Source organism: Haloplanus litoreus (assembly GCF_045690335.1).
Classification (GTDB): Archaea; Halobacteriota; Halobacteria; order Halobacteriales; family Haloferacaceae; genus Haloplanus; species Haloplanus litoreus.
The window spans coordinates 1257165-1281762 of sequence record NZ_CP147874.1; the positions used below are offsets into that span (position 1 = coordinate 1257165).

General features: G+C 65.2%; 29 protein-coding genes. 5 read left to right on the plus strand and 24 right to left on the minus strand.

The window, feature by feature from the left end; translation table 11 throughout:
• Nucleotides 1-62 precede the first annotated feature (62 nt).
• The 12 genes from V8686_RS06735 to V8686_RS06790 form a co-directional block, all read right to left on the minus strand.
• The gene (locus tag V8686_RS06735; protein WP_379703196.1) at nucleotides 63-275 is read right to left on the minus strand and encodes a hypothetical protein; all 213 of its coding nucleotides are present in this window, start codon (nucleotides 273-275) and stop codon (nucleotides 63-65) included.
• A gap of 126 nt (nucleotides 276-401) precedes the next feature.
• Nucleotides 402-941 (minus strand): DUF5815 family protein, encoded by a 540-nt coding sequence (locus tag V8686_RS06740; protein WP_379703197.1) that lies wholly within the window; start codon nucleotides 939-941, stop codon nucleotides 402-404.
• 40 nt (nucleotides 942-981) lie between these two features.
• Nucleotides 982-1233, minus strand: coding sequence for a hypothetical protein (locus V8686_RS06745; protein ID WP_379703198.1), 252 nt, complete (start codon nucleotides 1231-1233; stop codon nucleotides 982-984).
• A gap of 75 nt (nucleotides 1234-1308) precedes the next feature.
• Complete coding sequence (locus tag V8686_RS06750) at nucleotides 1309-1527, minus strand: hypothetical protein (protein WP_379703199.1); 219 nt, start codon at nucleotides 1525-1527, stop codon at nucleotides 1309-1311.
• Between the two features lie 78 nt (nucleotides 1528-1605).
• The gene (locus V8686_RS06755) at nucleotides 1606-2046 is read right to left on the minus strand and encodes a type IV pilin (RefSeq protein WP_379703200.1); all 441 of its coding nucleotides are present in this window, start codon (nucleotides 2044-2046) and stop codon (nucleotides 1606-1608) included.
• A gap of 251 nt (nucleotides 2047-2297) precedes the next feature.
• Complete coding sequence (locus tag V8686_RS06760; protein ID WP_379703202.1) at nucleotides 2298-2720, minus strand: type IV pilin; 423 nt, start codon at nucleotides 2718-2720, stop codon at nucleotides 2298-2300.
• Nucleotides 2721-2976: 256 nt separating this feature from the next.
• Nucleotides 2977-3393, minus strand: a complete 417-nt coding sequence (locus V8686_RS06765; protein ID WP_379703203.1) for a type IV pilin — start codon at nucleotides 3391-3393, stop codon at nucleotides 2977-2979.
• Nucleotides 3394-3573: 180 nt separating this feature from the next.
• Nucleotides 3574-5409 (minus strand): FAD-binding protein, encoded by a 1836-nt coding sequence (locus V8686_RS06770; RefSeq protein ID WP_379703204.1) that lies wholly within the window; start codon nucleotides 5407-5409, stop codon nucleotides 3574-3576.
• Between the two features lie 2 nt (nucleotides 5410-5411).
• The gene (locus tag V8686_RS06775; protein WP_379703205.1) at nucleotides 5412-6293 is read right to left on the minus strand and encodes a succinate dehydrogenase/fumarate reductase iron-sulfur subunit; all 882 of its coding nucleotides are present in this window, start codon (nucleotides 6291-6293) and stop codon (nucleotides 5412-5414) included.
• A complete protein-coding gene (locus V8686_RS06780) occupies nucleotides 6290-6670 on the minus strand; it encodes a succinate dehydrogenase/fumarate reductase transmembrane subunit (RefSeq protein WP_379703206.1) in 381 nt (126 codons plus the stop codon). The genes V8686_RS06775 and V8686_RS06780 overlap by 4 nt, the downstream gene beginning before the upstream one ends.
• Entirely contained in the window at nucleotides 6670-7098 is a 429-nt protein-coding gene (sdhC, locus tag V8686_RS06785) for a succinate dehydrogenase, cytochrome b556 subunit (protein ID WP_379703207.1), read from the minus strand. The genes V8686_RS06780 and sdhC overlap by 1 nt, the downstream gene beginning before the upstream one ends.
• 99 nt (nucleotides 7099-7197) lie before the next feature.
• Nucleotides 7198-8199, minus strand: a complete 1002-nt coding sequence (locus tag V8686_RS06790) for a succinylglutamate desuccinylase/aspartoacylase family protein (RefSeq protein ID WP_379703208.1) — start codon at nucleotides 8197-8199, stop codon at nucleotides 7198-7200.
• A gap of 97 nt (nucleotides 8200-8296) precedes the next feature.
• Between V8686_RS06790 and V8686_RS06795 the strand changes: the two genes are divergently transcribed.
• Complete coding sequence (locus tag V8686_RS06795) at nucleotides 8297-8980, plus strand: DUF1405 domain-containing protein (protein ID WP_379703209.1); 684 nt, start codon at nucleotides 8297-8299, stop codon at nucleotides 8978-8980.
• Nucleotides 8977-9552: a DNA-3-methyladenine glycosylase family protein gene (locus V8686_RS06800; RefSeq protein WP_379703210.1), complete on the plus strand. Its 576-nt coding sequence runs from the start codon at nucleotides 8977-8979 to the stop codon at nucleotides 9550-9552. The genes V8686_RS06795 and V8686_RS06800 overlap by 4 nt, the downstream gene beginning before the upstream one ends.
• On the opposite strand, the gene V8686_RS06805 is transcribed toward V8686_RS06800, so the two are convergent.
• The 7 genes from V8686_RS06805 to V8686_RS06835 form a co-directional block, all read right to left on the minus strand.
• Nucleotides 9540-10604 carry a CNNM domain-containing protein gene (locus tag V8686_RS06805; protein ID WP_379703211.1) on the minus strand — a complete coding sequence of 355 codons (1065 nt, stop codon included), beginning with the start codon at nucleotides 10602-10604 and terminating at the stop codon, nucleotides 9540-9542. The two genes, V8686_RS06800 and V8686_RS06805, sit on opposite strands and share 13 nt — an antisense overlap.
• Before the next feature lie 39 nt (nucleotides 10605-10643).
• Complete coding sequence (locus tag V8686_RS06810) at nucleotides 10644-11996, minus strand: putative ATP-dependent zinc protease (RefSeq protein WP_379703212.1); 1353 nt, start codon at nucleotides 11994-11996, stop codon at nucleotides 10644-10646.
• A 45-nt stretch (nucleotides 11997-12041) separates the two neighbouring features.
• Nucleotides 12042-12815, minus strand: coding sequence for a hypothetical protein (locus V8686_RS06815; RefSeq protein WP_379703213.1), 774 nt, complete (start codon nucleotides 12813-12815; stop codon nucleotides 12042-12044).
• Nucleotides 12816-12887: 72 nt separating this feature from the next.
• The gene (locus V8686_RS06820; RefSeq protein WP_379703214.1) at nucleotides 12888-13493 is read right to left on the minus strand and encodes a zinc ribbon domain-containing protein; all 606 of its coding nucleotides are present in this window, start codon (nucleotides 13491-13493) and stop codon (nucleotides 12888-12890) included.
• Nucleotides 13494-13497: 4 nt separating this feature from the next.
• Nucleotides 13498-14652, minus strand: coding sequence for a hypothetical protein (locus tag V8686_RS06825; RefSeq protein ID WP_379703215.1), 1155 nt, complete (start codon nucleotides 14650-14652; stop codon nucleotides 13498-13500).
• Entirely contained in the window at nucleotides 14645-15652 is a 1008-nt protein-coding gene (locus V8686_RS06830) for a hypothetical protein (protein ID WP_379703216.1), read from the minus strand. The genes V8686_RS06825 and V8686_RS06830 overlap by 8 nt, the downstream gene beginning before the upstream one ends.
• 2 nt (nucleotides 15653-15654) lie before the next feature.
• Nucleotides 15655-17205: a hypothetical protein gene (locus V8686_RS06835; protein WP_379703217.1), complete on the minus strand. Its 1551-nt coding sequence runs from the start codon at nucleotides 17203-17205 to the stop codon at nucleotides 15655-15657.
• 153 nt (nucleotides 17206-17358) lie between these two features.
• Here V8686_RS06835 and V8686_RS06840 point away from each other — a divergent pair, with 153 nt between their 5' ends.
• Nucleotides 17359-17514, plus strand: coding sequence for a hypothetical protein (locus tag V8686_RS06840; protein WP_379703218.1), 156 nt, complete (start codon nucleotides 17359-17361; stop codon nucleotides 17512-17514).
• A gap of 102 nt (nucleotides 17515-17616) precedes the next feature.
• Here the strand turns inward: V8686_RS06840 and V8686_RS06845 are convergent, their stop codons facing one another.
• Nucleotides 17617-19467: a double zinc ribbon domain-containing protein gene (locus V8686_RS06845; protein ID WP_379703219.1), complete on the minus strand. Its 1851-nt coding sequence runs from the start codon at nucleotides 19465-19467 to the stop codon at nucleotides 17617-17619.
• A 269-nt stretch (nucleotides 19468-19736) separates the two neighbouring features.
• On the opposite strand from V8686_RS06845, the gene V8686_RS06850 reads away from it, so the two are divergent.
• The gene (locus V8686_RS06850; RefSeq protein WP_379703220.1) at nucleotides 19737-20603 is read left to right on the plus strand and encodes a zinc-ribbon domain-containing protein; all 867 of its coding nucleotides are present in this window, start codon (nucleotides 19737-19739) and stop codon (nucleotides 20601-20603) included.
• Between the two features lie 90 nt (nucleotides 20604-20693).
• Here V8686_RS06850 and V8686_RS06855 read toward each other — a convergent pair whose 3' ends face one another.
• From V8686_RS06855 to V8686_RS06870, 4 genes are all read right to left on the minus strand, one after another.
• On the minus strand, nucleotides 20694-21464 hold the full coding sequence (locus tag V8686_RS06855) for a hypothetical protein (protein ID WP_379703221.1): 771 nt from the start codon (nucleotides 21462-21464) through the stop codon (nucleotides 20694-20696).
• A 132-nt stretch (nucleotides 21465-21596) separates the two neighbouring features.
• Nucleotides 21597-22763: an ATP-binding protein gene (locus V8686_RS06860; protein ID WP_379703222.1), complete on the minus strand. Its 1167-nt coding sequence runs from the start codon at nucleotides 22761-22763 to the stop codon at nucleotides 21597-21599.
• 16 nt (nucleotides 22764-22779) lie between these two features.
• Nucleotides 22780-23475 (minus strand): hypothetical protein, encoded by a 696-nt coding sequence (locus V8686_RS06865; protein ID WP_379703223.1) that lies wholly within the window; start codon nucleotides 23473-23475, stop codon nucleotides 22780-22782.
• A gap of 67 nt (nucleotides 23476-23542) precedes the next feature.
• A complete protein-coding gene (locus tag V8686_RS06870) occupies nucleotides 23543-23824 on the minus strand; it encodes a hypothetical protein (protein ID WP_379703224.1) in 282 nt (93 codons plus the stop codon).
• Between the two features lie 249 nt (nucleotides 23825-24073).
• Between V8686_RS06870 and V8686_RS06875 the strand changes: the two genes are divergently transcribed.
• Nucleotides 24074-24595 carry a hypothetical protein gene (locus V8686_RS06875; RefSeq protein WP_379703225.1) on the plus strand — a complete coding sequence of 174 codons (522 nt, stop codon included), beginning with the start codon at nucleotides 24074-24076 and terminating at the stop codon, nucleotides 24593-24595.
• Nucleotides 24596-24598: the final 3 nt, after the last annotated feature.

Here is a 24598-nt window from a genome sequence, read left to right on the forward strand (position 1 = left end):
CGGCCGTCCCCGTCGCCGCCGGGAAGCACCGGTCTCGCGGGCGATCTCGGTCGTCGCGACCGTCAGGTGTTCAGTCGATAGCGGTACGGACTCCCCTGGAGGACCTCCACGTCGCCGTCTTCGGCCCACCGACCGAGCACCGTCGCGACGCGGTGGGCGCTCTCGAACTCCTCGTGCTCCTCCAGTGACGACAGAATCTCACGCGCAGTCAACGGCTCGTCGGCCTCGGAGAGCACGCCCCGAAGTTGCTCGTACTGCGTCGACTGGGGGCGCATACGTCTCACAACGGCCGGAAGCGTCTTAGTGTTCAGTGAGACGGCCGTCCGACGACTGTCGGACGCCCTGCCGCGTTCGAACGTCGTCGCACGCCCTCCTTCCCAGGATTGGGCGCGGGGCCCGTCTCAAACGCTACCGTACACGTCGTCGGCGTCCAGATCCCGCTCCTGCCGGTACTGGTCGACGAAAGCCGACACGTCGAAATCGAGCATCTGGCGCTCGAACTCCCGGATCGTGGCGTCGTCCTCGGCGTGGCTGACGGCGTGTTCCATCAGCTCGATCACGAGTTCGACGACGACTTCGTGGAGGCGCCGGGCGCCGAAGTCGGTCACCCACAGCAGGGCGTAGCCCACGTCGCCGTCCTCGCTCAGGTCCGCCGTCGCTACCTGCGCGGGGAACTCCTCCAGAACGACGCCCAGCAGGTGAGGCGTGTCGAACTCCGGCATCTCCTCGCTGGTCGTCTCGACTGTCTCCCGCAACACCTCGACAAGAAACTCCGGCAGGAACCGGTCCGGAGGGTGGACGTCCATCACGACGGCGTGTGCATCGCCGCAGGGACACTCGAACTCCCGCATTCCCAGGTCGAACTCGGTCACGGCTACGCTCTCCCCACAGGGAAGGTCGATTTTACGTGTGCCGCCGCCGGGGACGCCCGGTTTCGTCATATCTGCGATTGCATCCTCGCCCGGTTAAACGTCGCGCTCCTCACCGCTCGGCCGTCACCCACAGCACCGGGCCGACGACCAGCAGGGCGATGCCGAGAAACAGGTAGTGGACCGGCGCCAGCGCCTGCGGCGTCAGGATGAACACGAGGCCGAAGATGGTCGCGTTGGCGGCGATGATCCGACGGGATTTCAACGGGAGCGTCCCGACCGTGGCGAGGATGAAGACCAACAGCAGCGCCTGCCCGACGTTGTAGTTGAGCAGGAAACTGTCGATGACCTGTAACGGGAGCATTCGTACTCACAACTCGCCCGGAATCGGGCATTAAAGTTCCGTTTACGGACGCGGGTCGCGCCCCGCCCGGAAACCCTATCGGCCGCTCGGCCCGGTGATGTCGAGCGGCCTGACCCAACCCCACCACAGCAGGAGAACCATCGTCCCGTAGCCGAGGACGAACACGGCCGACCCGAGCGTGTCGTACCCCTGCTCGTGGAGCAGTCCACGGGCGAGTCCCGACCCGCCGATGCCGACCACGAGGAGGACGATCACCAGCAGCGTGTCCCGAGTCAGAAACGTGTCGGAGTCCATGAGGGCCGTACGAACTCGTCGCTACTGAGACTGACGATTGCGGGCCGAGCGCAAAACGTGGAGTGCGGCGTCGCCGGCTTACTGCGGCGCAGTCGCGCGGGCGATGGTGTTCGTGCTGCCGCCGTTCGGGTTGGTCCAGATGACACGGACTGTCTCGCCGGAGTTGACCTCGTTGTAGCTGGCGGTGTCGCCGGCGTCGATGGTGTCGTCCGGGAAGTCGCTACTCACGTTCACGTCACTGTCGTCTCCGGAGACGCCGATGTCCGCGGCTTCGAGCGTCTCGCCGCCCTCGTGGGTGAGGTTGACGTAGTCGCTGGTGGCCCCGTTGTAACCGTCACCACCGTCGTCGAACTCGAAGCTGAAGCTAGTTTGCGGTGCGTTGTCGCTGACTTGATCGCCCAGTCCGAGGACGAAGGTACCGATGACGGCGGCGAGGATGACGGTGATGGCCACCATCAGGATGACGCCGATGACCGGGCTGACTGCGCGGTCCTCCGTCAGTAGAGTTTTGAGTTGCATGGCTTGTGGACACGCCGGGCCGGAGCCGGGGGGATACGTGCTCCCGCACGGGCCCACGTCGACGTGTGGAACGTGAGAGGCGGCCGCGAGTGATAAGTTCGGCCCAAAAATTATCGGTAGCGATAACTAAGGCGTCGAATCGGTTGCTAACCGGTCGACGTCGACCCCGATTTGCCGGCACCCGAAACCGACGCTACTGATCCCTCTGGACGGTTGGCGCCGAAAGAATGGATGGTGACGTCGCAGCGTCGTTACTGCGGTGCGGTGGCGCGGGCGATGGTGTTCGTACTCCCGCCGGCGGGGTTGGTCCAGATGACGCGAATCGTCTCGCCGGGGTTGATTTCACCCGTGATCTGGGTCGAATTACCGGACGAGATGACATCACCGCTAAACGTGGCGCCGGTCGGTGCGTTGTTGTCGCCTTCGATCGTGATTTGACTACTCTCGAGCGTTTCACCGCCCTCATGGGTGATGGTGACGTCTCCAGGGGTGTTTGTCATATTGAAGTCGAAGCTGAAGCTGGCTTGTGGTGCGCTCTCGCTGACCTGGTCGCCCAGTCCGAGGACGAAGGTACCGATGACGGCGGCGAGGATGACGGTGATGGCCACCATCAGGATGACGCCGATGACCGGGCTGACTGCACGGTCTTCCGTCAGGAGTTCTTTGAAGTTCATGGTTGTCTTGACACGCCGGGCCGGAGCCGGGGGGATCGATGCTCCCGCACGGACACGCGTCGACGTGTTGGATTTACCGACGACGTAGCGCGTGATAAATTCGACCTGCAAATTATCACAAGAGATAATTTACGTACGTTTCTCTAAGTAACTTGCTTGATTAATATATATTTTTGAGAAAAATTATCACGGACCGGATTGCCGGCCGGTAGATTCCGGCGCAGTCTCCGAAAAAAGTGTGAGGCGGTACTGCGCGTTACTGCGGCGCGGTGGCGCGGGCGATGGTGTTCGTACTCCCGCCAGCGGGGTTGGTCCAGATGACCCGTATCGTCTCGCCGTTGTTGATGCTGCCGTAGGTAGAGGAGTTCCCCGAGGAGATGGTACTACCGGTGAAGTTGTTGGCACCGGTCGGGGCGCCGTCGTCACCCTCCACCGTGATCTGGCTACTCTCCAGGGTCTCACCGCCTTCGTGGGTGATTGTTACCTCGTCGGCAGACATATTGAAGTCGAAGCTGAAGCTGGCTTGTGGTGCGCTCTCGCTGACCTGGTCGCCCAGTCCGAGGACGAAGGTACCGATGACGGCGGCGAGGATGACGGTGATGGCCACCATCAGGATGACGCCGATGACCGGGCTGACTGCACGGTCTTCCGTCAGGAGTTCTTTGAAGTTCATGGTTGTCTTGGCACGCCGGGCCGGAGCCGGGGGAAATCGATGCTCCCGCACGGGCACGCGTCGACGTGCGTTGGTGGGAGATTGAGACGGCGGCTGTTAAATCAACCGGCCAATTCTCACACAGAATAATTGGACGTCTGACACGTCCCGGCGACCGACGTCGCCGCGACGGTCGGCCGCTCAGTAGCTCCGCTCTTTCGGCTCGTAGGTCTGTTCCTCGCCCTCTAGCACGACCGGCTTGTACCAGAGTTCGGGCGAGCCGTCCGACCACGACACCATCGTGTGCTTGAGCCACTCGTCGTCGCGGCGCTCCTGGTACTGCTTGCGCCAGTGGGCGCCCCGGAACTCCTCCCGAGCCAGCGCCCCGACGGTGATCATCTCGGCGATGTCCAGCAGGTTGCGCGTCTCGATGGTCTGGATCAGATCCGTGTTGTACGTCCGCGAGGGGTCGGCGACGTACACGTCGCGGTAGCGCTGACGCGCGGCGTGGATGTCGACGAGTGCCTCCTTCAGCGCGCTCTCCTCCCGGAAGACGTTGACGTTCTCCGTCATCGTCCGCTGGACCGCCGCGCGAATGTCCGCGTGCTGGGTTCCTTCGTCGCGGTCCATGAGGCGTTCGACGCGTTCACGTTCGCGTTCGAGCGTGCCCTCGACGACGGCCTCCGCCGACGTCGCCGCCGCCCCGCCGTCGGCCACCGCCCCGCCGTCGCCGCCCCACGGTTCCCCCAGTTCGACCGGCGGTTCGAGGCTCCCGGCCTCGACGTCGCCCTCCTTGCCGACGGGCACCTGTGGGTCGCCTAGGTCGTCGCCCGCGGCGTGGCGCCCGGCGCGCTTGCCGAAGACGATGAGTTCCGGCAGGGCGTTCCCACCGAGGCGGTTCGAGCCGTGGACGCTCGCACAGGCGCACTCTCCCACCGCGTACAGGCTGTCGACGCACGTCCGGCCGAACTCGTCGGTTTCGATGCCGCCCATCGCGTAGTGTTGGCCGGGCTTGACGGGCATCGGCTCCTCCAGGCCGTCGACGCCCTCGAAATCCTCCGCGAGGTGGAGGATGTTCTCCAACCGGTCGAGGATCCGTTCCTCGCCGAGGTGGCGCATGTCGAGGTGGACGTACTCGTCCTCGATGCCGCGACCCTCGTTGACCTCGGTCAACTCGGCCCGGGACACCACGTCCCGCGAGGCGAGTTCGCCGTCGTTTTTGGCGTAGCCGTGTTCGAACATGAACCGCTCGCCCTCGTCGTTGTAGAGGATGCCGCCCTCCCCCCGGACGCCCTCGGAGATGAGAACGCCCGTCGAGGGGAGCGTCGTCGGGTGGAACTGGATCATCTCCATGTCCTCGGCGGGGACGCCCGCGCGGTAGGCCATCGCCACACCGTCGCCCGTGTTCGCGACGGCGTTCGTGGTGTGGTCGTACACCTGACCCAGGCCGCCCGTCGCGAGGATCACCCCGTCGCGGGCGGTGAAGGCCTCCACGTTCCCCGTCGCCGTCTCGTAGGCGACGACGCCGTGACAGGTCCGGTCCTCTGGGCGCTCCTCGTCGGAGACGGCGAGGTTCAGCACGTACCACTCGTCGAATACGTCGATGCCGCGTTTCACCACCTGTTCGTACAGCGTATGCAGGAGGTGATGTCCCGTCTCGGCGCCCGCGTAGGTCGTCCGCGGGAACGACAGGCCGCCGAAGGGCCGCTGGGAGACGCGGCCGTCGTCGTCCCGTGAGAAGGCCATCCCCCAGTGTTCGAGTTGGATGACCTCCTCCGGGCTCTCTTGGGTGAGCGCCTCCGCTGCCGGGGCGTCTGCGAGATAGTCCGCGCCCTTCATCGTGTCGTAGGCGTGGAGCTCCCAGTCGTCGCCCTCGCGGAGCGCGGCGTTGATCCCGCCCTCCGCGGCGCCCGTGTGACTCCGTACGGGGTGGAGTTTCGTGACCATCGCCACGTTCGCCCCCGCTTCCTGTGCCGCGATGGCCGCGCGCAGGCCCGCCCCGCCCGCGCCGACCACGATGACGTCGTATTCGTACATGATTACCAGAACTTCAGGTTGCTCTTGACTGCCTCACGTTTCAGCTCCTGGATGTGTTCGGTCAGCGGGATGTCCTTCGGGCACACCTCTGTACAGGAGAACTGGGTCTGGCACCGCCAGACACCGTGTTCCTGCTCGACGATCTCCAGGCGCCGTTGTTTCATGTCCTCGCCCTCCCGCTCGTCCATCGCGAACCGATAGGCCTTGTTGATCGCCGCCGGTCCGAGATACTCGTTGTCGCCCGCCGCGATGTTACACGAGGACATACACGCGCCACACCAGATACAGCGGGTGGAGGTTTTGATCTTCTCCCGGTTCTCCCGGCTCTGTCGCTGTTCTTCGAGTTCGCCGTCCGGTCGGTCGGTCGTCTGGAAGTACGGCTCGACTGCCTCCATCTGGTCGTAGAAGTGTTCCATGTCCACGACCAGATCCTTCACCACCTCTTGGTGAGGGAGCGGTTCGATCCGCACCGGCTGGTCGAGGTCGGACAGCTGCGTCTGACAGCCGAGGCGCTGGCGGCCGTTGATGAACAGGGCGTCCGAGCCACAGATCGCCTGCCGACAGGAGTGTCGGAAGGTGAGGCTAGCGTCGAACTCGTCGCGCGCGTAGATGAGCGCGTCCAGCACCGTCATCCCCGTCTCGTAGGGGACGTGGAAGTCGTCGAAGCGCGGCTCCTGTTTCCCCTCGACTTCGGGGTCGTAGCGGAACACCTTCAGGTGGTAGCGCTCCGCGTCGGCGGCGGCGCGCTCCTCGGCCTCGACCCGTTCGCGTTCTCGCTCCTCGGCCCGACGACGTTTCTCGCCGAGTCGTCGCTCCTGGGCCGTCTCGGTTTCCGCGCTGTCCGCCTCACTCTCGGTCTCCGGTTGCTGTCGTTGCGTGCTCATAGTATCGGGAGGAGGTCGATGCCCGCCCAGGCGTTCGCGGTTCGGAAGCCCTGCACGAGGAGGAGAACGCTCGCCAGTACCAGCACGGCCTTGACGGCCCGGCGCTTGGCACCCGTCAGCCCCGCGTTGATCAGGGCGTTGTAGACGCCGTTGACGCCGTGGAACGTTGCAGTCACCAGAAAGAGGACCATCAGCGAGTAGTAACTCCACGTCTGCATCCGGCCGGCGCTCATGCCGAAGGTCACCTCGTCCGCGTGGTGGACGAAGTGCAGGAGGAAGAAGTGGAAGGCGAGCACCACGATGAGGAAGGCGGCGGTGATCCGCTGCCAGAGCCACAGCCGGCCACCCGCGGTAAACGAGGAGTAGCGCTCGGCCATCAGAGCGACACCCCCGCGAGGAAGGTGGGGACGCTCGCGACGACGATGGCGCCAGTCAGGATCAGCGACGCGTAGAAGCTCCGGTCCTGCGAGTCGAGACCGATTCCCAGGTCGATCAGGAGCAGTCGGGTGCCGTTCAGGATGTGGAACACCGCAACTGCCAGCAGACCGACTTCGAGGACTCGAACGACTAACAGACTCTCCAGCGTCCGGATCGTCTGTGTGTAGAGGTCCTGATTCGCCGCGACCGTCGCGGGATCGGCGCTCGCCGACGTGAGCGCCGTGCTCAGGACGGCCACGTGGGTGAACAGATACCCGACCAGTACCCACCCGGTAAACTTGTGGAAGATCCAGGCCCACATTCCCGCCGAGAACTCCCGCCACCGGCCGAAGTCCTCGATGAGGCCCCGATCATAGGACTGACTCATGCTCGTCGGGGACTCGGGACCGGGGTCGTATAGAAGTTACGTACAGCCACGGGGGCACACGCCCGCGCTCACGCCCTCGTTGACTCTCGATTCCGTCGATTATCGATTCGACTGTCGTCGCTCGACGATTCGTGCCGTCTCCTCGTCCAGGTCGACCAGGTGGCAGATGGGGTTGCCCGGATAGACGACCGGATTCTCCAGGACGCCGATCAACACGCCCGTGAAAGGCGCCCGGACCGGCGTCCCGTCGGCCTTGAACGGGTCGGTGATGGTGCAGATACGCTCTCCCTCCCGGACCAGACTTCCTCGCTCGTAGTGCATGTCGACGATGCCGCCCGCGTCGGCCCGGATCCACGTCTTCTCGGTCACGATCGTCCGCCACCCCGGCCAGCGGACCAGATCGTGGTCGCGGAGACCGTACTCCCCGAAGACGCTCTCGACACCCGCGAGGGCGTCGTCGATGAGCGAGCGCTCGAATCGGTGGGCCTGGCCCATCTCTATCGTGATCGTCGGCACGTCCGCGCGCGTGGCTTCCCCCCGCAAGGTCCCGTCGCTTCCCGCACCGTCGACGATGACGCTCGCCCCGAACGCGTGCGCCAGCCTCGCCACCCTGGGTTTGCCCATGTCCGCCCGGACGTGGAGCATGTTGGTCCGCCCCCGCGTCGACGTGTGGAAGTCGAGGCCGAAATCACAGGGTTCGATGAAGTTCCGGAAGATGGCGTGGGCCATTCGCTTGGCACTCGTCGAGGTTGGATTTCCCGGGAACGAGCGGTTCAGGTCCCGGTCGTAGATGGGCAGATACCGCTGCTGGGTGAGGAATCCGGGGACGTTCAACACGGGCAGACAGACGATGGTGCCGGCCAGTTCCGAGAGGTTCCACTCGAAGGCCACCTCCCGGACCACTTCGATACCGTTGAGTTCGTCGCCGTGGGCGGCCGCCGAGAGAAACATCGTCGGGCCCGGTCGCTCGCCGTTGACGATGGTGACGGGGATACGAACCGGGTCGCCCAGATACGTCTCGCTGATGCCGTACCGGAGGTTCTGCCGTTCGCCGGGGGCGACCTTCCCGCCGTTGTACGTGAAGGCCGCGTCCGAGGTCATACTCTCCACTCCGCGAGGCGCCCACTTAAATGGTCGAACGACGAGGCGAGCCACGCGACGCGACAGTTTTTACCCCCGCCGGCCCTCTGACCCACCGATGGTCACGGTTTCGTTCGACGCCGAGCGCTACGTGGAGTACTACCTCGGCAACGCGCCCAGTCTCTCGACGTTGCTGGTCGCCAACGGCGCCGCCTTCCTCGTGGGTGTCAGCTTCTACGTCCACTCCACGCCCGTCTCGCTCGCGGATCTCCCGACCTTCCTCTACCCGCTCTTTGCGGACTCGCCGACCGCGCTCGCTCTCGTGACGCTCTCGCTCGCGACGCTTCTCCCCAACCTCGGGCGCCGTCGCGTCCGTGACGCCCCGTCGAACACCCCGCTCGTCTACCTCCACACCTTCGCCTTCGTCTGGCTGGTCAAGTACGGTCTCTGGACCGTCGTCGCCCTCAACCTCCACCCCGACCAGTACCTCGGCTTCGCCGGCGCCGCCCTCTGGGACTACTGGGGCATCCTCCTCACCCACCTGTTGTTCGTCGCCGAGGCGCTGGTGATCCCGTACTACGGTCGGACGACCGACCGAGCGCTGAAAGTCGCCCTCGGTGCGCTCCTCCTGAACGACGTCTTCGACTACGCCTTCGGCTACCACCCGCCGCTCCGGTACGATCCCGGCATTCCGTTGATCCTCGCGACGCTCCTCCTCTCGGTGGGCGCCGTCGCCGCCGCGGACCGCCTGTTCGCCCGTCCCGACCGATTCGATCCGTTGGCGCCCGGGGATCACGAATGACTCGCTGGAAGCGCGTCCTCCGAAGCGACCCCGTGATGGCCGACCTGATCGAGGCGTACGGTGACCGACGACTCCGACCGGCCGAGAACGAGTTCCGCCGCCTCGTCGTGAGCATCGTCAACCAGCAACTCTCGACGGCGAGCGCCGCCGCCATCCGCGAACGCGTCTTCGACCTGCTCGGCGAGGTGACGCCCGCGACGGTGCTCGCCGCCGACCGGGACGCGCTCCGGGACGCCGGGCTCTCCGGCACCAAGGTCGACTACCTCCGCAACGCCGCCGAGGCATTCCAGACCCGTGACCTCACCCGCGAGGGCCTCGCCGACCACGACGACGAGGCGGTGATCGACGAACTCACCACGATCACCGGTATCGGTCCGTGGTCGGCCGAGATGTACTGCATCTTCGTGCTCGCCAGGGAGGACGTCCTCCCCCTCGGTGACCTCGCGATCCGGCGCGGCCTCGAATCGCTGTACGGCTGTGAGAACCGCGAGGCGATGCGTGAGGTCGCCGAGTCGTGGCGACCCTATCGCTCCTACGGCACGCTGTACGTCTGGGACTACTACGAGGACTGATCGTCGGCAACGTCGAGCGGGTCCTCCAGTTCGCCCATCACGGCTTCGAGCGCGTCGGTGGCGGTCACCACCCCGACCACCTCGCCGCCGCGAAGCACCAGCGCGAGTTCCTGCTCCTCGGCCTGGAACTGGTCGAACGCGTCGCTGACGTTCGTCTCCGCCGACAGGGTCATCGGCGGAGCTGCGATGTCCTCGAACGTCGTCTCGCCCGTCTTCAGGCCTTCGAAGTGGGTCACGATGGACGGCGCGTAGACGATGCCACGGAAGTCCGTCGGCTCCTCGCCGACCAGCGGGAAGCGCGTGTGCGGCGTCTCGCGAATCTCGTCCAGGTTCTCCTCGACCGACGCCGTCGTCCGCAGGGCGACCACGTCCGCGGCGTCGGTCATGACCTCCTCGACGGCGACTTCGTCCACCGCGAGGGCGTTCAGTACCTCCTCTCGGCGCTCCTCGGTGAGATCACCCTCGTCGAGCAGGGTGCCGAGTCGGTTGCGTAGCTCCGCCCGCGACTCGATCACCTGCTCCTCGGTTTCGAGCCACGCGCCCGACATCTCGATCCCGAACAGCGAGAGCGTCGCCTTGGCGACGCCGTCACCGACGCGCATGATCGGCGAGATGAGGTACGCGAACCAGTACAGCGGGCGCGCGCCGTACCGACAGACCAGCTTCGACCGCTCGACGCCGAGGTACGTCGGCGTCTGCTCCCCGTGGGTCAGGTGGACCAGGTTGATGACCGCGTAAGCGATCAGGGCGCCCGCCCCCACCGACGCCAGCGCGCTCCCGGTGAAGAAGGGTTCGAACAGCGCGGCAAGCGCCGGCTCCGCGACGATACCGACCGCGATGCTGGAGGCGGTGATCCCGACCTGACAGCTCGTCAGATAGATCTCCAGATCCTGTGTCATCTCCCACGCCCGCCGCAGCGCCGGCGTGTCGAATTCGGATTCGGGGTACTGGCGCACCCGCGTGAGCGCGAACTCGATAGCGACGAAGAAGCCGTTCGCCAGGATGAGGAGGACGCCAGCGACGAGACGCAGGCCCAGTTCGAGCGGAGTCATCGTTCCGAGTTCCGGAACGAGTGTCAAAACCCCTGTGGCTTACTCCTCCAGCAACTCCCCGTCGCTTCGCTCCTCGTCGTCGGAGCGGCGTCGTACGTCGACACGGTAGTGTTCCAGCACGTCACGGCCGAGCAACAAGGGGTAGTCCATGTGGCTGCGGTCCTCGACGCTCGCGGTGACGGTGTGCTGGGTGCCGCCGATGCCGATGACCAGGTCGACCACCGGTCGGGCCTTCCCGGACTTGACACTGCCCGACTTCACGCGCGTCATGCTCTTGATCGGTCCCGCACCGATGTCGGCGGCGAGGCTCGTGTCGATGCTGGTCCGGGTCGCTCCGGTGTCGGATTTGGCCTTCACTTGCGTCGATCCGCTCGTGCCGCTGACGATGACGTCCTCGATGTAGCCGATGACCGGGAGGTCCTCCTGTTCCGGGGGCGTGATCCGGGGTTTACAGGCCGGCGTCGAGTCGTCGAGCGTCGCCGCGAGGGTCTCGACGCGTTCGTCGTCGACGTCCCCACCGGCGCGTTCGATAGCCAGTTTCGCTACGTAGGGTGCCGGACTCGTCCCCGTCGCCTCGTACAGGCCCTTGAACCCCGCCGTGGGGTTGACTTCGAGGACGAACCAGCCGTCGTCGCCCTCGATCAGGTCGACGCCGGCGTAATCGAGACCCATCACCTCGGCCGTGTACAGTGCCGTCTCCGCCGCCGTCTCCGGCAGGTCGTCACCCGCGTCCGCCACGTCGCCGCCGAGGGCGACGTTGGTCCGCCAGTCGCCCTCCGGGGCGTACCGGTACATCGCTCCGACGATTTCGTCGTCGACGATGTACACTCGGAGGTCACGGTGGCGGTCCTCGTCGCGTTCCACCAGGTCCTGTAAGAACGCCTGCCGGTTGCCGACTCGTGGGTTGACGGGTTCGGTGAGGTCAACCTTCCAGGTACCGCCCCCGTGCGTGCCGATGGCCGTCTTGTAGACGCCCACGTCGCCGAACCGATCCCGGCCGCGATTGAGGCTGTCGTTCGACAGCGCCAGGAAGGCGTCCGGCACGCGGACGTTCCAGTCGGCGAGCGTCGCCGCCGTCGCGAACTTGTGAATCGCCGTCAGCACCGCGTCCGGTTCGTTCAGCATCGGTCGGATGCGGTTGAACGTCGTCGCCAGCCCCAGCAGTTCGGCGGGGTCGCCCGTCGTCGAGAGCAGGAGTCGGTTCGCGACCACGTCCACGTCCGGGTCGACCGTGACTTCGCTGTCCTCGATGGTGACGGTCGTGTTCTCCCGTCGCAGCCACACCGGATCGTGCCCGAGGTCCTCCACTGCGTTCAGAATTGCCTTCGTCTCCTTGCTGTTGTGGAGCGATAACACCCCGACGCTGACGCTATCCTGCGTGTCGTCTGGCATAGCACCGTGTTCCGGAGCGGTGCTCAAAGGCGTGCCGGTCGCCAGTCACTCGCGGAGATACAGGCGCTTGGTTCGGTCGGCGACCCGCTGGACCTGCGCCCGTCGTTCCTCGCCGAGGTCGGACTGGCCGTCGGCGACGACGCTCAACTGATCGACCAGCGACGAGAGGTCGTCGCGCACCTCGCCGTAGGCGTCGTCGTCGACCGGGTGTTCGTCGACGAAGTCGTGGAGTTCCTCGGCGCGGCCGAGACACGCGTCCGCCCCCTCGCTTCGTGCGGCCGCGAGATGTTCGGTGAGCGAGACGGCGAGGTAGGCGTCGCCGCGCCCGACGTCGGCGCCGGCCGACGTACTGCCGCCTGCTGTCCCTTCGTCGGGCAGTTCCGACAGTCCCCGACGGGCCGCCTCCCGTTCGGCGCTGTACGCCGCCTCCTCGGTGACCGTCTCGAAGGTGTCGGCGATCCGGTCGCGAAGGTCGGACGGGACGCCCCCACGGCCGATTCGCCGGAGGCGGTCGAGGGCCGTCTCGCGTTCGCTCGAGTAGTCCGCCTCGGTGGCCAGCCAGCAGTAGGTGTCGACGACCGTTCCTTCGGCCGCCGAATCGCGCTCGTAGAGGTCCTCCAGTCGGTTCCGCGCCAGTTCGCGCTCCTTCTCGTGTGTGGCGTCCCGGGCCACGTCGGCGAGCGTCTGGCGGATCTCACGGCGACCGGTCTCGTCCGTCCGGTCGTACCGCTCCGCCAGTCGCTCTAGGGCGTCCCGCCGGTCGTCGCCGTACGTCGATTCGAGCGCCTGTGTCCGGAGTTCGGTGACGATGTCGGTCATATCGGTCGGCTCCCGTCGCGGCGTGTTTGCACTCTCATTACGTATCGGTCGTACGTGTCTTCTGGGACGTTCTCACTGTTCCTCCCCGCACGCGGGACAGAACCCCGCGGTCGCCGGGATTTCGGTGCCACAGTAGATACAGTACGCCGAGTCGTCGTCGGTTCCGGGTGGTACCGGGTCCGCGCCCGGGTCGGAATCCGGCGCCGGCGACGATCCGTCACCCACCGCCGACTCGACGCGTTCGCCACCGACCGTCGCGTCGCTGAGGACGCTGTCCGCGACGTCGGTCTCACCGCCGCCACCGACCTCGGAGTCCTTGACGACGCTGTCGTCGACGACGGTTCGTCCCTCGCCGTCACCCTCGCCGGTATCGATGGACGATCCCTGGACGATACTGTCGTTGACGGTGGTGCTCCGGTCGTGGATTTCCGTGCTGTCGTCGACGACGGTGGTGCTCCGGTCGACGGTCTTTCGCTGATTCCCCGCGACCACGTCACCGTCGGATTCGGCCGTCTCGACGGCGTCGCGTGCGGCACCGACGGCCTCGTCCACGACGTCGCCGATGGGGTCCGATCCTCCGGATCCCTCGGTCGGTCCCGAATCGGCGGCCGTCTCGCCGGCACAGGCCGGACATTCGGGGCCGCTGTACACCTCGTTGTGTTCGTCGCAGTAGGGCATTCGTTCAGTCCTCCTCCCCCGCCTCCCCGCCGATGTCCGAGCGGTTGACGACGCTGTCCTCGACGGTGGTGCTCTCGTCGTTGACCTCGGTGCTCCGGTCGACCTGTGTCGTGCTCCGATCGACGTCCTTCCGTTGGTCCCCCGCGACCACGTCTCCCTCGACGGTGATCTCCGTCCCGCCATCCCCGACAGAGCCGATGCTCGCGTAGCGGAACTCCTCGATGTCCGGGGGGTGTTTGCGTGTCCGTTCGATCATCGACGCGAACAGCCTCCGCGTCCGCTCCCGCGATTCGGCGGGGTCCTCGACGGTCCGCCAGGCACGGCTGGCGATCTGTCCCTGGTCGTGGTCGGTCACGTCGGCCGGCACCAGCGCCGACCGCTCCCAGACTGCCGTCACGTCGAACACCCACGGCCCCACGGCGTCGACGTCGTTGTTCGCCCGGATGTGTTCCAGAAGCTCCGGCGTGAGGACCCCGACCCGGTCGGCGAGTGTCAGCGTCCCCTCGTCGGAGCGAATCTCGGGATTGGCTACCGCGACGTTGCGACCGAGCGTCACGTCGTCGCGGGCGCTCACCGAGAAGGCAAAGAGATCCGACGCTTCGAGGATCCCCTCGGATCGGACGTCACCGACGACGACCAGCGGGGCGTTCGCACGAAGGGTCGTCTCGGCGGTCACCGTTCCGTAGACGACGGTCGGTTCGTCGACCGTCACGTGGTCGCCGACCACGTCGCCGTACACCCGGACCGGTCGCGGCTCCCAGTCGTCCATCCGGGACCCCGGTGCGGTGACGTCGACCTGTCCCTCTGAGACGACCGACCCGACGATCCGTGCGCCGACGACCGGCGTCTCCCCGTCCGTGTCGGCGCCCGTGTGGGCCGCGCCGCCGTGTTCGAGACTGACCGCACTGCGGCCGAACACGTCACCGCGGATCTGGGCGCCGTACTTGCAGTCCACCTCGTCGGCGTAGATGCCGACGTCTTCCTGGGGCTTGTAGATCGAGCCCTTCTCCAGGGTGACCTGCCAGTTGAGCTGTCGGTACGCGTTTTCGCGGGGAACGAGCACCTCCTCACAGGTCTGGTCGGCCCGGACCGTCGCGAAGTTCGTGTTGTCCGTCTCCACCTTCTCCGAGGTGATCGCTCCCTTGGCCTCTTCAGGCATCGGCTGCAACCTCCCGGCGTTCCACCGACTCCGCTGTCCGCTCGGTCGCCTCCGACCGTCCCGTGTTGCCGAGCTGGTACTCCGCCAGCGCGTCGACGAAGCGGTCGAGCGTCTCCTCACGCTGCCGGAGGATGTCCGGATCGGCGAACTCGCCGTCCTGGCGGGCCAGTTGGTCGCGAACCTCGTCCCGCTGGACGTACTCCGTCACCGCACTCGCCATGTCGCCGTAACTGTGGGTCGGATGCTCCCGAAGGTAGTTCACGTACGGCTGGGCGCGGGTCGGGTCCTCGTCGGCGCTGCCGCGTGCCAGCACCGGCAGAACGCGAATCTCCTCGTTTCCGTTCCGCTCGACGCCGACCACCCAGAACGGAACCTGAACCGTCGTCAGCCCCGACATCCCCGGGACGGGCGTCTGGAGCGAGTCGATGGTGTTCGCGGTACCCTCGCGGTCGTCGAGGAAGTCGTTGATGGCGGTGAGGAAGCCGTTTCGGCTCTCGATGACTGCGTCCAGTCGGCGGTCGTACTCCCGGATCGAGCCGTCACTCAGCCGGCTGGCCGCCTCCGCAGTGGTCGTCCGCGCCGCTTCGAGATCCGCCACCTCCGATTCGACCTGCTCGAACTGCTCGCGATTGCCGGAGATGGCCCCGACGAATCGGTCCTTCAGCCGGCGGATACTGCCGCGATAGTCCTCGAGGATGTCGCCTCGGCGCCGTTCGAACTCCGCGCGCTTCTCGTCGACCTGTTCTTTGAGGTCGTCGACCAGCCCCTCCATCGCCTCGCGCTGGGCCGCCGCCTTCGTCTGTTCGATTTCGGTGAGTCGACGTTCCAGCGCCTCGATTCGGTCGTTGAGCCGATTGACTTCCCGGTTCGTGTCGTCGAGTTTGTTGGCCAGGTCCCGACGGAGATTGTCGAGGGAGTTCTGGAGGTTGGCCATCTGCCCCTCCATCCCGTTCGCGACTGCCCTGCCGATCTTTCGCTCGTCGACGTCGCTACTCGACATGGTTAGAGCCTCCGTTCGACCGTCTTCGCGGCCTCGTAGTCCGATCTAACTTGATTGTACTGTCGCTCGGCTCGTTCTTTGATCTGTTCGTACTGTGTCATGTCTATCATCTTCTGTTCCTTGTTCTGTCTGACTTCCTCGGCGTCGCGTTCCAGGTCGTCGGCGCTCTCCATGATCGGTTCGCGGAACGCGTAGTAGAGGCTCCGCCACGTCTCGCCGAAGACGGCCCCGCCGTCCGTGACGCGGGCGGTGTCCACGTCGCCGTGGATCTCACAGTGCCCACCGTCGGGACCCAGGTCGGGGAGCGTGTTGTACGCCCACTTGAGCGATTCGGAGAGTTCGGGAATTTCGTGCTGAATGTCATTTCGGATACTCTCCGTGAACTGGCCGTCGTACCCCTTGTTGAGGTCACGGTCGCTCAGCGCCGCCCCGAGGCTCCCCGTCTCCGAACTGAGGATTTCGGACACGAGGTCGAGGCGGCCGTCGAGGTCCTCGACGCGTTCGGCGAGACACTCCGCACAGACGTGTCGGTGAACGGACTCCTCGACCGCCTCGCTGTAGTCGTCGTAGTGGTCGTCCACCGTCCCCTCGTTCGACTGGAGCCGCTCCGCGAACGATGTCGCCGTCTCGTTGACGAACGTCCGCTGGTCCTGGGCCTGCGAGAGCAGGTCACCGCTCACCGCTTCCTGTTCGACGCCCCGAATCTCGTTTACCTCGGCCTCGCTCTCGCCGGCCGTACGCTGGGTCGTCACCACCGGCAGGTCGCTCCCCTGCTGGAAGTGCTCCTGCTCCGCCAGCGTGCCGATACTCCGGCTCTGAGCGTCGTTCGCGTGGACGTTCACGTCCACCACGTCGTGGGAGACGTCCGACGCGATGTCGGTCATCCGGTCTATCTGGTCCAGTAGCGGCCGTTCGAGCTGGCCGTGTTCGTCCACGTCCGGCGCGAACGCCGTCGCAGCCTCCGGCGACACGACCGACGAACCGCCGAGGCTGTCCTCGTAGTCCTCGACCAGTTCCTCGAGGCGTTCACCCTCCGCGGTCAGCGCGTCGCCGTCGATGTTCGCGAGTTCCAGTCGCGTCCGTGGCGCCTGATTCAGCCCGTCGAAGATCATGAACCGCTCCTGATACGGAACCAGATAGAACGGAACCGTCACCTGCGAGACGAACGACACCTCGCCGTCCGGCTCGTTCCGACGGATGTTCTGTCGATTCTCCTCGATCCGCTCGACCGCGTCCTGATACTGCGTGTAGGCGTAGCCGCCGCTCCCCGCGGCGACGAGTAGACCGATGCCGATCAACGGTAGCGACGGGGTGTTCCCGCCGATCACCCCGAACAGGAGGAGGAAGATTCCGATCCCGACCCCTCCGATTCCGATCACTTTCATCCGATTTTTCCGATCCTCTGCCTCGTCGATGGCGTCCTCGTAGCGCTTCCGGCGCTCGAAGAACTCCCCTGCTGCGTCGGCAAATGCCCGGGCCAACACTTCGGTCCTGGCGATCCGATCGTCCACCGGACCGTCGCCTCCGAGCATCCCCGGTGCCTGATAACTCATGCAATCTGAGATAATCGACGTCATACATAAAATTGAGGTCCGCCTCGGGGATGACCCCGCCTCAGTCGGCTCCGATGTCGCACGCGTCGACGGCGATTCGACGGTCCTCGTTCTGCCCGAAGGCCTATACCACCCTCGTCCGGAGGTGGGGGCATGCAGGTGCAGGTTCTGGAGTTCCAGTACGAGTCGACGAGCATCGAGGAGATGGAGTCTCAGATCAACGCCTACCTCGACCACCACGACGTGGCCGACGTCCAGTTCTCCCGGTGGGAGGATACGATGGTCGCCTTCTTCATCACCGGGGAGTGAGCCCCGACTGGCCGTCGGTTGCCGGCCCGCTCGGACGGCTCGTTCCGAGTCAGGTCCGGCCGTCGCCGCCCCGTGGTCGGGACACAGTTACACCACTCCGTCTCAGGGGAACTCCTGCCCGCAGTCCATGCAGAAGGCGTTGGAGTAGGGCTCCTCCGAGCCACAGTTGGGACAGACGAGGATCTTTTCGGGCTCGTCGCCCCGTGTGTCGCTACCCCCGTCGCCCCGTGTGCCGTCACCGCTGCCGCCGCCCGGACCGCCCTGAACGATGGTGGTGTCGCCCCCGGACGAGTCGCCGCTCTCGCCGCTGACGATGACGTTGTCGGCGGTGTCCTCGGCCGCTGCCTCCGCGGCCCCGCCCATGCTGTCCATCGCCTTGTCGGTGGTTCGTTCCACACGGTCCATGGACCCCTCCATCATGTCCTTCATCTCCTCGCGGAACTGCTTCTGGTCCTCGACGCGCTCACGTTCCTTCTCGGCCTTGTTGGCCTCCTGGCGAGCCTTCGCCAGTTCGTCGCTCTCTTGGGCGCCGAGCGAGTCGAGTTGGTCGGCGTTCAGATTCTCCGCCTTGTCCATCTTCGCGAGGTCGACCATCCCCTCGTCCGTGTCGTCCATGCTGGCGAGGGTCTGTGCGTCCACGTCGTCACGAGCCTCGAGGCGCTCCTTCTCGACGTCCACCTCGTGGCTCTCCTTTTCCATCTCCATCTCCTGTTTGCGCTCCTGCTTGTCGAGTTTCTGCTCGTCTTTCTTCCGCTTGAGATCGACCAGGTCCTCGATTTCGGAGACGTCCTGTTCGTGTTCCTGCTCCCGCTCTTTCAGGTTCTGTTCGTGGCGGATATCCTCGCGCTCGACTTCGGATTCGGTCCGTCGGGTCTTGACGTCCTCCTCGTGTTCGACGTTCTCCCGGTCGGCCTTGTGGCCGTGACGGCGCCGTTTGTCCTTGAGATCCTGTCGCTGTTCGAGGTTTTGCTCTTCGAGCGTGTGGTCGGCGTTCATCTCGGCCGACTCCCGTCGGACGCGCTGGCCCTCCTCGTGAACCTTGTCCTCGGTCCGGCGCTCCCGGTCCTGCCGATCCAGTTCGCTCTCGCGTTCCTTGATGCCCACCCGTTCCTCGCGGATATCGACGTCCTTGCGACCCTGTCGGATCTCCTCCCGGTCGTCGTCGTAGTCGAAGGAGACGAGTTCGACGAGTTCGAGACCGTTGCTCTCGAGGACCGACCGACACTGCTTCTCGATTTCCCGGGACACTCGCCGTTTGACCTCCCGATTACCGTACAGTTCCTCGTGTTCGTACCCGGAGATGGTCGCTTCGAGTGCGTTCCGAATCGCCCGCCCCAGTAACTCGTTGAACGTTCCCGTCGTCAGCACGTCCCGGTCCGCCATCATCGACCGGAAGAACGTCTCGGGATCGTGCATCCCTACGTCGAGTTCGACGGTGACGTCGACGAGGTAGTCACTCGCCGTCCGAACGTCGTCGAACGAGCGCGTGACGGTGGTTCGCCCCTCCTGAACCAACACGACCGTGAGATCGTGGCTGGACCGGAGCTCCCGAATCTGTTTGCCGAGACTGTCGAGTCTGTGCTTGCCGGGGTCGAGCGTCTCGACGAGTTTCCCGTTCTGGAGCAGGAGCGCACGGTTCCCCGCCTCGATTTCGACGTCCTTTCGCCGGCTGAGCGTGGCGAGCAGTCCGTCGCCGTCGAGTGCCGCCCCGTCGACGCGTTTGGCGAACTCGTCGTTCGGCAGCCGCCAACTGCCGTCCCCGGCGTCCGATCCCGACCCCTGGTGACCGCCGGCACTGGTCAAGTCCTGCCCGCAGTTGGCACAGAACTGTGCGTCGACCGGGAGCGACTCGCGGCAGTTCGGGCAGTTCGTTGACAGCGACTCTCCACAGTTGGGACAGAAGTCGCCGTCGGACGGTACGCTTCCACTACAGTTCGGGCATGTCGAAGGCATTCGTTGAGTCTCCCGTGGTTCACGAACGCACGCCGGCCCACTCCCCCACAGAGTGCGCTCGACGAACCTCGTTATCGGAAAACATGATACGAGGATGGGAATAAATGTTGTCCCGAGTGTGAGGGCGACGGCGGCGGGTCCTCCCGTTCCTGTTTCTCTGCACGAACGACGTGGTGGCCCGCACGTCCGGTGAGTTCGCCGACAAAATTCAGAATATAGACATGTCGGGCGGGCAAAGATTGAAGACGATCGATTCGCAGGCTGTCAGTATGGTCGTTGCACAGACACTCTCTGTCGTACTGTACGGCGCGGCCGTCGCCGGAGATCATCCGGACATCGACGCTCCGGAGAACCTCTCGAACTTCAGTGGTTTCCTGCGTATCGGGGCGATCATACTCCTCCTCGTGGGCCTGGCGACTGCCGTCGGCAACCTCAGTAGTTCGGCGTTCGCCGCGACGGGATTTGCCTTCGTCGTCGTCGTGTTGCTCGGCCTGTACGATTACACCATCATCGCGAAGAAAAAGCGCAAGGCGGCGAAGGACACCGTCGCCAAGGCCGGGAAGGAGTACCTCGAAACGAAAAAGGAAGTCGAGAAGGGGCCGGATCAGGTGACGAACGTACAGGGGGACGTGGTCGACCGCAAGCACCAGCAGACACACGTCGACCGAAGTACCACCAGCGTCGACACCATCGATCAGAGTACGACCCACGTCGACCGGAGCAAGACCGTCAAGGACCAGCGCACCCAGGTCGAAGACAGCGTCGTCAACCGCTCGGATATCACCGCCGCCGCCGAGGGTCGCTCGGGCGACGCGACCGGTGCGAATCCAGGCGACCAGCACCCGGGAACCGGTGCCCAGCCACGGGGTGGCGCCCAGCCACACACCGAACGGTCGCCGCAGGGGGGCCACTCGCCTCCGGACGCCCAGCAGTCGCCCGGAACACGTGCCTCGGGTGGCGGCTCCCACTCGGTCGATCAGCACGCTCCGGAGGGACGGCGGCGACAGAGTGGTCACCCCGGGAACGGGTCGGAGTCCCCGGACCAGTCCGAGGGTGGTACCCGGTATTGTACGAGCTGTGGGGAGGAAGTCGAGGCGGACTGGAACACTTGCATCAGCTGCGGCGCCGACCTTTGAGACGGATTGGTGTGACCGATTCCCGACCACGGGGCGGCGACGGCCGGACCTGACTCGGAACGAGCCGTCCGAGCCGGTACCGGCGCCGAGTTACCTGATCGACGACGAACAGTACGGGCAGTGGCTCGCCTTCTCCGGAATCTCCTCACCGCAGTAGGGACAGAACTTCGTGTCGTCGTCGCTCGTCGAACTCGACGCGCCTTCCCCTTCGGAACGTCCCGTCGACGGCCGCCCGTCGCCCCCGGTTCCGGCGGCACCGACCACCGGCGTTTCCTCCGCACCCGAACGCGACTCGCTGTCCGCCGTGTTCGACGGCGTCGTTCCCGCGTCGGCCGCGGCGGTGCCGGGCGCCTGCCGCGGTCGCTCGTTCCGCTCCCGGTCGGAGTCCGCTCGTCGTTCGCCCTGCCGTTGCCGAGTGGCTCCCTCCTGTCGGTCGGTCCGCGCCCCTCCTTCGGGGGTGGCCGAGTGCGACGTACGACCCGTCTCGGTCGTCACGCTCTTGGATTCGAGCATTCGGTCCCGCGCCAGATAGCCGAGAGCGAGTCCAACCCCCGACACTGCGACGCCCCCGACTCCCTGTCCCGCGCCGGACGCCACCGATCCGACGACCGACAGGACGAGCAGCCCCATTCCCACGTACCACGCGTAGGCACTCCCCCGACGGATCCAGAGTCCGATCCCGACGTTCAGCAAGCCGGCGACCCCGTAGATGCCGACGACCAGTCCTATCGACCCGCCGATTCCCACCCCGACGGGTTGCCGACTCAACATCCACCCGAGGTAGCCCGCCGCGACGACCGAGAGGATGCCCAGTGCGATGTAGTAGTTCGACCACCAGTTGTCCCACCGGCGAGTTGTCATGTGGGTGTTCCGTGTCTGACTACCGGTAAAAAGTCTACCGACTATCGTATCAGAAAAGCTAGTTATCTTCCCCGGTCGGGGCCAGGATAGCCCACTAATCGGCCGCAATCTACGGGGTGACGGTGACCTAGCCTAGCCGTTCCAATGGTCGAGGCTCGGATCGGTCTCCGCGAGCGCGTCCTCGATGTGCTCCTGGCGAACGTGCTGTATCTCGTCGGCTTCGACCGCCTCCTGTAGCGCCGCGAGCGCGGCGTCGTTGGCGACGACTTCCAGGTCACGCCCCGAGTATCCCTCGCTCAGGCGCCGGATTCGTTCCCAGTCGATCTCGTCGGGGAGTGCCGGTCGGTCCCGGAGGTGGACGCGGAGAATCGCCTCGCGCGCCGCCGAGTCCGGTGGCGGCACCTCGATACGCTCCTGAAACCGACTCGTCGCTGCGCCGTCTACCTCGTCGGGGATGTTGGTCGCCGTCACCGTGATGACGTCCTCCCCGCGGGTCTCGGTCAGCTCCGTGAGAAACTGGTTGACCATCTGGCGCTCGCTCTGTGTCTTCTGTGACCCGCCGCTGCGGGATGGCATCAGCGCGTCCACTTCGTCGAGGAAGATCAGACAGGGTTGATTGTCCCGAGCGACGTCGTAGAGTTCGGAGACGTTGTCCGCCGCCTCCCCCACCAGTGAACTGGTGATGTCGGTGGGCTCGACGTCGATGAAGTTGTAGCCGAGTTTGCCCGCGAGCGCCCGCGTGATGTACGTCTTTCCGGTCCCCGGCGGGCCGTAGAGCATGATTCCGTTGACCACACCGAGGTCGTACTTCTCGTACAGGTCCGATCGCTCTAGTGGGTCGATCACCTTGTCCCGAAGCGTCCGTTTGAGTTCGTGCATCCCCCCCACGTCATCGAAGTCGAGAGCCGGCGGCGACTCCAGATACTCGCAGGCGTCTTCGACCGTCTCCGCCGCGGCCGATCCGCCGTCGGTCCCGTCGCTCGCGGAGTCGTCCGTGTCGCGTGAACGCTCGTCGCTCGCCTCGCCCCCACGCTCCCCGGCCACCGGACCTGCCTCCTCGACCGACTCCGACTGGCGGAGTTGTTCGGCCACCGTCGCCAGATTCCGCGCCAGGTCGCGGCGCTTCTCCGCGAGCGAGTCGCTCGACTCGGTGTCGGCCAGATCCGCCATCGCCTCGGCACACTGCTCGTAGTACGTCGCGGCCTTCTTCGCGTTCCCCTGTGATCGAAGCCGATCGGCCTTCGCACGGCACTTCTCGTAGCGATCCTGGAGAATGTCTCGCTGGATGCTGTCGTCCATACTCGCGCTCGGACGCTCAGAGACCGTGTTCGCTCATGTCGTCCTCGATGTCGATCTCCTCTTCTTCCTGGATGTCGACCGACGCTTCCACGCTGGCCGAAACGCCGGCAGCGCCGTTCTCGATGTCGATCTCCTCTTCGTCGAGCTGGCCCTTCTCTACCTCCTCGATTTCGCCCATGACGTCGTCGTCGGTGCTCATCGACATGTCGCTGGAGGTGAAGTTGAAATCCAGGCTCCCCTGGATGCGCTCCATCATGTCGACTTCCATGTCGAAATCGACCATCTTCTCTTCCATCTTTGCCTCGAACTCGTCGACCTGGAGGTCCTCGTCCATCACGTCGTCGATGGCCAAATCCGGTGTCTTGTTGCTCCGCTGTTCCTGTAGCAGTTCGCGGGCCCCCTCGATGGAGAGGATCGTTCCGTACTTCATCGACGTCTTCTGGTACTTTTTCTGTTTGAGCTGGTACTGCTTCTTCTGGTTTTTGGCTTTCTTGGCGAGATTCTGCTTTCGCATTTCGTCCTCGCCGGCCGCCTCCGTCACCAGTTTCTTGTACTTGCTTCGGTGGTCCTCGATCTCGTCCTCGATGCGATTGCGCTGGCGCTCCAGTTTGATCTTGTCACGCCGGAGGTCGTCCTCGGAGTAGACCTCGGTACTCAACAACGTCTGATCAGCGGTGCCGAACTTGCTTTTGACCCAGTTTCGAACTTCCATGATTCGTGTGTCGTCGTCTCGTCGTGATAGTTTCCCCGCCCGATACATCAGCCCGCAGACGTGATCGTCACAGCTCCGGTTTCACCGTCAGAACCGTCCCCACGACTCCAAGGACCGCACCGAACGCGGCCGCTAGGACGAGGAGTTTCATCTCGCCGACGGTGACCTGGAGCATCCGCTCGCCCATCGTCGCCTCGACGTAGATGACCGTCGCCCCCGCGAAGAGTCCCCCGAACGCGCCGAGGTGGATTCGACGCTCCATGAACATGAAGACGCCGAGTACGAGTGCGACGCCGATGACGGTGTTGAGTGTGAGCACGCCGGCGGACAGCCAGTGGACAGGTGCCATGAATCGTTTCCCCTCGACGTTCAGGCTGGATGTCCATATCCATTGACTTAAAATTTCCTCCCAACAGGAGCCAATTCGTTTCTCCATTCTGGAGGCTGAGATGCGAAACCCCAGGGGAGAAACACTTTAATGACTCGGGGGCGACGTATGCGAACGAGCGTGACCGACAGTGACCAGATCCGCTGAGAGGCCGTCCCCGGCCCCACGGCACGTCGACGGCGACTCACACGTCGCTCCCGCCCCCCACCGATGAACGACGGCCCGGAGTACCTGTACGTCGTCGACTACGCGGACGACGCCGAGCGAAAGCGCGTCGAGTACCTGTTCAACAACTGGTCGGAAGGTGACCTCTCCCGGCCCGAGGGCGTGGTTCGCCTCGCATCCGACGTGGACCACGAGGGACTGTACGAACGGCTCGTTTCGAAGGTCCCCGAGGAACGGATCCGGGCCTACCGACTGGAGGAGGGCCGAACCGAGGTGTCGCCGACGACCCGGACCGTCGAGCGGACGGTGCCGGCGAAGGCGGACGCCGTCCAGACGTTCCTCGAGTACATGCTGTCGAAGAAGAAGGCGGTACTGCAGTCGGCGGCACACAACGAGTACGAGTTGTACACGAAGAAAGGCCGGGCGACGACCACGTACGACCTCGACGAGGGGAGCGACGGGACGACGGTGACGATTCGGATCACGGGCTACGCGGACGCGTCGTCGTTTCTGGCGGACTTTTTCGAGTCAGAACTGCGGGATTACGCAGCGAGCCAGCGGAGCTGAATC

What these genes read in the sequence shown, in the direction of transcription:
- V8686_RS06765 (WP_379703203.1), bottom strand. Translation starts at nt 3,393, where the DNA reads ATGAACTTCAAAGAACTCCTGACGGAAGACCGTGCAGTCAGCCCGGTC.
- V8686_RS06775 (WP_379703205.1), bottom strand. Translation starts at nt 6,293, where the DNA reads ATGAGCACGCAACGACAGCAACCGGAGACCGAGAGTGAGGCGGACAGC.
- V8686_RS06795 (WP_379703209.1), top strand. Translation starts at nt 8,297, where the DNA reads ATGGTCACGGTTTCGTTCGACGCCGAGCGCTACGTGGAGTACTACCTC.
- V8686_RS06740 (WP_379703197.1), bottom strand. Translation starts at nt 941, where the DNA reads ATGACGAAACCGGGCGTCCCCGGCGGCGGCACACGTAAAATCGACCTT.
- V8686_RS06820 (WP_379703214.1), bottom strand. Translation starts at nt 13,493, where the DNA reads ATGCCCTACTGCGACGAACACAACGAGGTGTACAGCGGCCCCGAATGT.
- sdhC (WP_379703207.1), bottom strand. Translation starts at nt 7,098, where the DNA reads ATGAGTCAGTCCTATGATCGGGGCCTCATCGAGGACTTCGGCCGGTGG.
- V8686_RS06825 (WP_379703215.1), bottom strand. Translation starts at nt 14,652, where the DNA reads ATGCCTGAAGAGGCCAAGGGAGCGATCACCTCGGAGAAGGTGGAGACG.
- V8686_RS06865 (WP_379703223.1), bottom strand. Translation starts at nt 23,475, where the DNA reads ATGGAAGTTCGAAACTGGGTCAAAAGCAAGTTCGGCACCGCTGATCAG.
- V8686_RS06850 (WP_379703220.1), top strand. Translation starts at nt 19,737, where the DNA reads ATGGTCGTTGCACAGACACTCTCTGTCGTACTGTACGGCGCGGCCGTC.
- V8686_RS06810 (WP_379703212.1), bottom strand. Translation starts at nt 11,996, where the DNA reads ATGCCAGACGACACGCAGGATAGCGTCAGCGTCGGGGTGTTATCGCTC.
- V8686_RS06835 (WP_379703217.1), bottom strand. Translation starts at nt 17,205, where the DNA reads ATGAGTTATCAGGCACCGGGGATGCTCGGAGGCGACGGTCCGGTGGAC.
- V8686_RS06845 (WP_379703219.1), bottom strand. Translation starts at nt 19,467, where the DNA reads ATGCCTTCGACATGCCCGAACTGTAGTGGAAGCGTACCGTCCGACGGC.
- V8686_RS06805 (WP_379703211.1), bottom strand. Translation starts at nt 10,604, where the DNA reads ATGACTCCGCTCGAACTGGGCCTGCGTCTCGTCGCTGGCGTCCTCCTC.
- V8686_RS06830 (WP_379703216.1), bottom strand. Translation starts at nt 15,652, where the DNA reads ATGTCGAGTAGCGACGTCGACGAGCGAAAGATCGGCAGGGCAGTCGCG.
- V8686_RS06755 (WP_379703200.1), bottom strand. Translation starts at nt 2,046, where the DNA reads ATGCAACTCAAAACTCTACTGACGGAGGACCGCGCAGTCAGCCCGGTC.
- V8686_RS06790 (WP_379703208.1), bottom strand. Translation starts at nt 8,199, where the DNA reads ATGACCTCGGACGCGGCCTTCACGTACAACGGCGGGAAGGTCGCCCCC.
- V8686_RS06760 (WP_379703202.1), bottom strand. Translation starts at nt 2,720, where the DNA reads ATGAACTTCAAAGAACTCCTGACGGAAGACCGTGCAGTCAGCCCGGTC.
- V8686_RS06750 (WP_379703199.1), bottom strand. Translation starts at nt 1,527, where the DNA reads ATGGACTCCGACACGTTTCTGACTCGGGACACGCTGCTGGTGATCGTC.
- V8686_RS06800 (WP_379703210.1), top strand. Translation starts at nt 8,977, where the DNA reads ATGACTCGCTGGAAGCGCGTCCTCCGAAGCGACCCCGTGATGGCCGAC.
- V8686_RS06770 (WP_379703204.1), bottom strand. Translation starts at nt 5,409, where the DNA reads ATGTACGAATACGACGTCATCGTGGTCGGCGCGGGCGGGGCGGGCCTG.
- V8686_RS06855 (WP_379703221.1), bottom strand. Translation starts at nt 21,464, where the DNA reads ATGACAACTCGCCGGTGGGACAACTGGTGGTCGAACTACTACATCGCA.
- V8686_RS06875 (WP_379703225.1), top strand. Translation starts at nt 24,074, where the DNA reads ATGAACGACGGCCCGGAGTACCTGTACGTCGTCGACTACGCGGACGAC.
- V8686_RS06870 (WP_379703224.1), bottom strand. Translation starts at nt 23,824, where the DNA reads ATGGCACCTGTCCACTGGCTGTCCGCCGGCGTGCTCACACTCAACACC.
- V8686_RS06745 (WP_379703198.1), bottom strand. Translation starts at nt 1,233, where the DNA reads ATGCTCCCGTTACAGGTCATCGACAGTTTCCTGCTCAACTACAACGTC.
- V8686_RS06860 (WP_379703222.1), bottom strand. Translation starts at nt 22,763, where the DNA reads ATGGACGACAGCATCCAGCGAGACATTCTCCAGGATCGCTACGAGAAG.
- V8686_RS06735 (WP_379703196.1), bottom strand. Translation starts at nt 275, where the DNA reads ATGCGCCCCCAGTCGACGCAGTACGAGCAACTTCGGGGCGTGCTCTCC.
- V8686_RS06780 (WP_379703206.1), bottom strand. Translation starts at nt 6,670, where the DNA reads ATGGCCGAGCGCTACTCCTCGTTTACCGCGGGTGGCCGGCTGTGGCTC.
- V8686_RS06815 (WP_379703213.1), bottom strand. Translation starts at nt 12,815, where the DNA reads ATGACCGACATCGTCACCGAACTCCGGACACAGGCGCTCGAATCGACG.
- V8686_RS06840 (WP_379703218.1), top strand. Translation starts at nt 17,359, where the DNA reads ATGCAGGTGCAGGTTCTGGAGTTCCAGTACGAGTCGACGAGCATCGAG.